Source organism: Microbacterium sp. UMB0228, assembly GCF_002871415.1.
GTDB lineage: Bacteria > Actinomycetota > Actinomycetes > Actinomycetales > Microbacteriaceae > Microbacterium.
Genome location: NZ_PNFU01000005.1, coordinates 306160 through 312910, shown reverse-complemented (window position 1 = coordinate 312910; position 6751 = coordinate 306160). Strand labels below are relative to the sequence as shown.

The following is a 6751-nucleotide window of genomic DNA, read 5'->3' as shown; positions in this document are numbered from 1 at the left end:
TCGCACGATGGCTCACCCCGTCGCGGTCACGACGCCGCGGGCCCGAAAGACCACCACCCCGCGGGACTCCAGGCAGGGCGCTTCGCCTGCGTTCTCGGCTTGGGTCGGGCGATGCCTCGGGTGAGGGATCGAAGACGTGCCTCGAGTGCGCTCGGGAGGTGCGGAAGTGATCCCGGAGATGTGTCCCGGCGCGCGGAAGCGCCCCAGCCGGGGTTCCGGTGGGGCGCTTCGGGGAGGTGAGGTCAGGCGGCGTGGCCGTGGCGGAATCCGGCGTCGAAGCCGCGCTCGAATGCGCGCTCCGCCATCCGCTGCGCCCGATGGCCGTGGTCGCGGTGCGCGTGACCGTGGCCGCGGTGTGCGTGACCGTCGTGGTGACCGCGTCCGCGGTACCCGCCGTCCTCCTCGCCGTCGTGACGGTCGAAGCCGTGCCGGGGCTCGAAGCCCTCCCCGGGGCCGAAGCCGTGCCGGGGCCCGAAGTCCCCGCGGTCGAAGCCCTCCCTGTGGCCGAAGCCGTGCCCGGGACCGACACCGTGTCCGTGCCCGAAGCCGTGCCGGCGACCGAAGCCGCCGCGAGGGCCGAAGCCGAACCCGGGGCGCTGCTTCCGGGGGAGAGGGGTCTCCTCGTCCCACCCGAAGGCGCGGGCGATCTTCTCGAGCGCCGCGAGGGTCGTCGCCATCTCCTCGTCGGAGACCGCGTCGGCGACCTTCGCGCGGATGCCGTCGACGGTGGCGCCGAGGCGCTCCTTCGCCGCGCGGCCCTCGTCGGTCAGCGCCCATCCATCGCCGTCCGCCTCGACCCAGCCGCGGTCGACGAGATCGTGCAGCTTGTGCGGGGTCAACGGGCGGCGCGCGGGTACCGAGCCGTCGACGACGTTCAGCAGCCGCCAGTCGCGGCGGGTCGCGCCCTCCGCGGCGAAGACAGTGGCGAAGTCCTGTGCCATCAGGCGGTCGACGGCCTTGAGCCAGAAACCGAACGGGCGGGAGGTGTTGTCAGAAGTGCTGTCTGCAGTGGTGTTCATGGTGATCCTTCGTGGTCTGTGGTGCACCGATGACGGATGTCATCCGACATATCAATGTCACTGTGCATGTACATGCAGTGTGACATGGAACGAAAACGCATGTCAAGCTGCATGTAAAATCGGGGCATGGCCACCGATCCGATCGACCCCGCATCCCCCGATGCCGCCGAAGCGATCGCGCAGGCGCTCTCCCGGCTGCGCGGACGTCGACCAGGGCCCGGCGGTCGCGAGCACGGCGGGCCACGCGGCGCACACGGGCATGGGCCCCACGGTGACCCGCGCGAGCACTTCGCCCATCACCGCGGTCACCCCGGGATGCCGCCGTGGATGGCCGACGGCGGCCGCCTCGGCGGACCGGCCCGTCTCCGCATGCTCGAAGCCCTCGCCGCCGCGCCGGAACCCCTCAGCGTGAGTGCGCTCGGGCAGGCGATCGGCGTGGATCAGCCGCGGGCGTCCCGGCTCGTGCAGCAGGGCGTGCAGGCCGGGTTCGTGCGCCGCGAGGCCGATCCGGACGACGCCCGCCGCACCCGCATCGCGCTGACCGACGAGGGGCGCCGACTGGCTCGCGGAATGCGGGGCGAACGCCGCGAACTGCTCGGCCGCGCACTCGAGTCGTTCACCGATGCGGAGCGGACCGAGCTCGCGCGGCTGCTCACCAAGCTCGCCGACAACTGGCGCGCCTGACCGGACTCACGCGCGGGCGAAGTCCAGCGACGGCTCGTCGTCCACCGAGAGGGACAGCACGACGGTCTCCACCGCGTCGTGCGCCTCGATCCGCCGCTCCACCTCCCGCAGCCGCCGGGCCACGTCGTGCTCGCGCGCATCGCCCGCGAGGTCGACCTCGGCGACGAGGAACAGCCGGTTCGGCCCCACGTACTCGATGTGCAGGTAGGTGACCCGCTCGATGTCGTCCATGCCGAGGAGGGCCGTGCCCACCCGCGAGCGCAGTGCGGGGGACACCGACGTGCCGACGAGGAACGCGATGTTCCGTCCGATCAGGATCACGGCGACGACGCCCAGCAGGATCCCGACGAGGATCGACCCGATCGCATCCCACGCGGCGACACCGGTGAGCTGATGCAGGAGGATCGATCCGCCCGCCAGCACGAGGCCGATGAGGGCGGCGGAGTCCTCGAAGAACACCGCCCGGAGCGTGGTGTCGCTCGTCTCCAGCACGAAGTCCCACGTGGAGGATCCGCGCTCCTGGGCCAGCCGACGGGAGCGAACCATCGCCTGGGTGAACGACGCCCCCTCCAGGACGAAGGCGATGCCCAGCACGATGTACGCCACGACCGGGCTCTCCACGGGGCCGGTGTCGGACAGCTCCTGGATGCCGTGCATGATCGAGACGATCGAGCCGGCGGTGAAGATGCCGAACGCCGCGATGAGGGACCAGACGAACGCGTTGCGGCCGTAGCCGAGCGGATGCCGGGCGTCCTTGGTCTTCGCGCCGCGCCGGTCGGCGATGAGCAGGAAGACCTCGTTCCCCGCGTCCGCCCAGGAGTGCGCGGCCTCGGCCACCATCGACGCGGACGAGGTGATGACGGCGGCGACCGTCTTCGCGATCGCGACGAGGATGTTGGCGAGGAAGGCGAGGACGACGGTCACCGGGTCAGGCTACTCCCGCCCGACTCGTCCGGCGCCCTGAGCGGGCTCAGCGCGGCGCCTTCACCGGGAGCAGGAGGAGGAACCCGATGATGAGCACGATGACGATGCCGAGGATCCCGTAGGCGGTCTGGCTCGTCGCGACGATCAGCACGGTCCAGGCGGCGGAGGCCATCCAGCTCGCGGCCCTGCCCGTCGTGGCGTAGAGACCGAAGATCTCGCCCTCCCGGCCGGCCGGGGTGACGCGGGCGAGGAAGGAGCGCGCCGCCGCCTGGGCCGGGCCGACGAAGGCGCAGAGCACGAGGCCGCCGATCCAGAACACGAGGGACCCGGCGTCGCGGAGCAGGAACACGGCGAGGCCGGCGACGATCATCGATCCGATCGATCCGAGGATGATCCGCTTGGGGCCGAGGCGGTCGTCGAGGCGTCCGGCGATGATGGTCGAGACGCCGGCGACGAGGTTCGCGGCGATGCCGAAGACGATGATGTCCTGGGTGCCGAACCGGAACACCGCGGTCCCGATGATGGCGCCGAACGCGAAGACCCCGCCGAGGCCGTCGCGGAACACGGCGCTGGCGAGCAGGTACCAGAACGTCGACCGGGTCTGCGGGTCGCGGTAGAGACCGATCACGTCCTGCACGAGGAGGACGTAGGAGCGGAAGAACCCCACCTTGCGCTCGGGCCGCCCGAGCGACGGCTCCGGCACGTTGAGGAAGATCGGGATGCTGAAGACGATCGCCCAGACCGCGCACCCCACGGCGATCAGCCGGTACGCGAGGCCGTTGTCGGTGGACATCCCGAACCAGTCGAAGGTGTCGAGCAGGACGACGATGACGAGGGCGATGATGCCGCCGAGGTAGCCGAAGCCCCAGCCCAGGCCGGAGATGCGGCCGACGTTCTTCGGGTTCGCGATGCCGATGAGCATGGCGTTGGAGTTCACCGCGGCGATCTCGCCGAACACGGAACCGGCGGAGATCAGCGCGACGCCGAGCCAGAAGAGGGCCGGCTGCGGCTCCACGAACCACAGTCCCAGCATGCACAGGATGAGAGCGCCGGTGCCGATGCCCAGCCAGAGCTTCTGTCGTCCGGCCGCGTCGGCGCGCTGGCCGAGGACGGGAGCGAGCAGGAGGATGCCCAGGGCGGCGATCGTCGACCCCAGTCCGAGACCGGAGGCGAGGTCGGCCTCCGCGGCGACGCGGACCGGGTCGCTCGGGTCGAGGGCGGCGACCTCCGGCGGCAGGAACGAGGCGCTGACCAGGTACAGCGCCGTGAAGACGAACGTAAGGATGACGGTGTTGAACGGCTGCGTCGCCCAATCCCACAGCGCCCAGGAGTACACCTGCTTCCGAGGCGCGGGGGTGTCTCCGCGCAGATCGAGGCCGACGACGGCCACGGCGCCGCTGTTCGCTGTCGCCACGGGCTCGGGGGCGCCCGCCGCGGGATCGGGTGAGGTCATGGTCGAAGTCTGGCCGCGGACGGTGAACGCCCGGTGACGGCGCGCCGTCGGTATCGGGCGCCCGGGGCGTTCAGAGGGCGGGGCCGCGGCGGATCCGGACGGGGCCCCGGGCGTCGGTGATCTGGACCGGCTCGCCTTTCTGTGTGACGACCACGACGTCGCGGGAGGCGAGATCCGCGGCGACGCGGCGCACGTCGGACATCCGGCCGCGCCACTCCTCGCCGCCGACCGCGCGGGCGACGTCGCTCGGGCAGATCGACGAGTCCGCGCGTTTCCGGGTGAGGGCGCGCATCGTCGCGGCGATCCGCTCCTCGGCCTGCGCTGCGGACGGCTCCTCCCACCACGGGGCACCCCGCTCACCGAGGGCGGTCTTCGCATCCTGCACGCGACGGCGGGCGTCGGGCTCCGCCGCCTTGACCGCGCGCCGTGCGGCCATGAGCTCGTCGACGAGCTCCTGCCGCAGGTTCTCGGGGATCGACGGATCGGTGGCGCGCCACCGACGGCCGTTCACGACGATGTGGTGTCCGTCCGCGGTACGTGCGGGGCCGTCGTCCGTCATACCGGCCATCCTGTGCGGCGGCCGCGCGCCGCGCCATCCCCTTGACGTCCGCGCGGCCGCCGGTCAGCGGTAGAGGAGGTCGGCGTCGACGAGCCCCGGCCAGTCCGGCACCGCGAGCGACTCCGGCTCGTCCCACTCGCCCGCCGTGATCCGATGGAAGGCACCCTCGACCCCGAACAGCTTCTCCAGAGGGGACCAGTCGGACTCCCCGGGCATCGGTACCAGGGCCCGCTCGGCCAGCGCCTCGGGATACAGGGTGGCGAGCAGGGACAGCAGGCGGACGCCGGTGTGCACGGGCCGGAAGGCGTCCGGGTCGGTCACGTGCAGGAGGAGCCCTTGGCAGGCCTCGCCGGCGTGATCCCGCACCAGAGGGGTGAAGCCGTAGGGGGAGGCGGTGACGCCGGGAAGGGCGAGCGTGACGAACGCGGTCGTGTACTGCTCGGCGTCGATGAACGGGGCGCCGACGACGCGGAAGGGCACGGCCGTGCTGCGACCCTCGGAGACGTTCACGCCCTCCGCCAGGCACGTCCCGGGATATAGGAGGGCGGTCGCGGCGCTGGGCAGGTTCGGCGAGGGCGGCATCCAGATCAGCTCCTGCCGGCCGAGTGCGGTCTGATCGCGCGTCCACCCCTGCACCTCGACGACGTGCAGCTCCACGTCGATCCGGCGCGTGCGCACCCAGTGCCGCGCGAGCTCGCCGATCGTCAAGCCGTGGCGGATCGGCATCGTCCACCGCCCGACGAGCGAGTTCGCCGCCTCGTCGAGCATCGGGCCCTCGGCCTGCTCGAGGCGTCCGCCGAGCGGGTTGGGGCGGTCGAGCACCATCACGGCGACGCCCGCGTCGGCGCACGCCTCGAGCACATGGCTCATCGTCCAGATGTACGTGTAGAAACGCGCGCCCACGTCGGGCAGGTCGATGAGCACGACGTCGAGCTCAGCGAGGTCGGCGGGTGCCGGCCGCACGTTCTCGCCGTAGAGACTGCGCACCGGGAGCCCGGTCACCGTGTCGCGCAGATCCCCGATCAGCTCCCCCTCCCGGGCTCGGCCGTCGAGGCCATGCTCGGGGCCGAAGAGGAGCGTGAGCGGGAAGCCGGCGTCGGCGAGGCCTGCGCGTCCACGGGCGAGGGTCGAGGTGAGGGCGAGGTCGTTCGTGACCATCCCGATGCGGGCGCCGCGGAGGCGGTCCCGCTGCGGCTGCGTCAGGTCGTCGTGGAGGAGGCGGTCGATTCCGAGCTGCATGATCAATCGATTCTGTGAGCGGTGACGGCGTCGTGCGTGCGCTGGAGGTTCGCGGAGATCCGGTCGTAGTCGGCCTGCGCGATGCGCGTGTAGAGGAAGTCGAGGACGGCGAGCTGGGCGATGCGGCTGGCCATCGCGCCAGACCGGAAGGTCGACTCCGACACCGCCGTGACGAGGGTGTGCGCGCACGCGCGGGCGAGCGGCGAGCGCGGGTTGTTGGTGATGGCGATGGTAGTGGCGCCCGCAGCGGCGGCCACCTCGGCGGCCTGCACGATCTCGAGGGTGCGGCCGGAGTGCGAGATGGCGATCGCGGCGTCCCGATCGTCCAGGAGCGCGGCGCCGGTGAGGGCGAGGTGGTGGTCGGTCCGCGCCTGGGCGACGAGACCGGCGCGATGGAGCTTCTGCTCCAGGTCCTGCGCGGCGAGCCCGCTGGAGGCCGCGCCGTAGATGTCGATGCGGCGCGCGCTGCGGACCGCGGCGACGCATCGCTCCAGTTCGGCGATGTCGAGCTGGCGGGCGGTGCGCTCGATCGCCTCGGCCTCCGCGAAGGCGATCTTGCGCACCGTGGTCGCGGCGTCGTCGTGGCGGCTCACATCGCCCGCGGACACCTGGAAGCGCTCGCGCTCGGACGCGCTCCGCGTGAGCTCTCCGGCCAGGGCGATCCGCAGGTCGGGGTACCCGGGGAACCCGAGGCTGCGGGTGAAGCGCGCGACGCTGGCGACCGACACCCCGCACTCCTCGGCGAGCCGGGTGATGGAGTTCTCGAGGACCGCCTGCGGCTCGGCGAGCACGCGTTCGGCGATGCGGCGTTCCGTGGGAGTGAGCGCGGAGAGGCGCTGATGGATGGCTGTCACGACACTGTTCGGCACGAGC

7 protein-coding genes are annotated in these 6751 nt (G+C 72.0%); 1 reads left to right on the top strand and 6 read right to left on the bottom strand.

What is annotated here, in order from left to right:
- Nucleotides 1-242: 242 nt before the first annotated feature.
- Complete coding sequence (locus tag CJ226_RS13710; protein ID WP_102209510.1) at nucleotides 243-1019, bottom strand: MarR family winged helix-turn-helix transcriptional regulator; 777 nt, start codon at nucleotides 1017-1019, stop codon at nucleotides 243-245.
- A gap of 126 nt (nucleotides 1020-1145) precedes the next feature.
- Between CJ226_RS13710 and CJ226_RS13705 the strand changes: the two genes are divergently transcribed.
- Nucleotides 1146-1703, top strand: a complete 558-nt coding sequence (locus CJ226_RS13705; protein ID WP_231868304.1) for a MarR family winged helix-turn-helix transcriptional regulator — start codon at nucleotides 1146-1148, stop codon at nucleotides 1701-1703.
- Nucleotides 1704-1709: 6 nt separating this feature from the next.
- Here CJ226_RS13705 and CJ226_RS13700 read toward each other — a convergent pair whose 3' ends face one another.
- The 5 genes from CJ226_RS13700 to CJ226_RS13680 all read right to left on the bottom strand — a co-directional run bounded on the left by CJ226_RS13700 (nucleotide 1710) and on the right by CJ226_RS13680 (nucleotide 6747).
- Entirely contained in the window at nucleotides 1710-2627 is a 918-nt protein-coding gene (locus tag CJ226_RS13700; protein WP_062637979.1) for a cation diffusion facilitator family transporter, read from the bottom strand.
- 46 nt (nucleotides 2628-2673) lie between these two features.
- Nucleotides 2674-4080, bottom strand: a complete 1407-nt coding sequence (locus CJ226_RS13695) for an MFS transporter (protein WP_102209509.1) — start codon at nucleotides 4078-4080, stop codon at nucleotides 2674-2676.
- A gap of 70 nt (nucleotides 4081-4150) precedes the next feature.
- Complete coding sequence (locus CJ226_RS13690; protein ID WP_257996664.1) at nucleotides 4151-4639, bottom strand: DUF3253 domain-containing protein; 489 nt, start codon at nucleotides 4637-4639, stop codon at nucleotides 4151-4153.
- A gap of 63 nt (nucleotides 4640-4702) precedes the next feature.
- Nucleotides 4703-5878, bottom strand: a complete 1176-nt coding sequence (locus CJ226_RS13685; RefSeq protein ID WP_102209507.1) for an exo-beta-N-acetylmuramidase NamZ domain-containing protein — start codon at nucleotides 5876-5878, stop codon at nucleotides 4703-4705.
- Nucleotides 5879-5880: 2 nt separating this feature from the next.
- Complete coding sequence (locus CJ226_RS13680; protein WP_062637987.1) at nucleotides 5881-6747, bottom strand: MurR/RpiR family transcriptional regulator; 867 nt, start codon at nucleotides 6745-6747, stop codon at nucleotides 5881-5883.
- Nucleotides 6748-6751 lie beyond the last annotated feature (4 nt).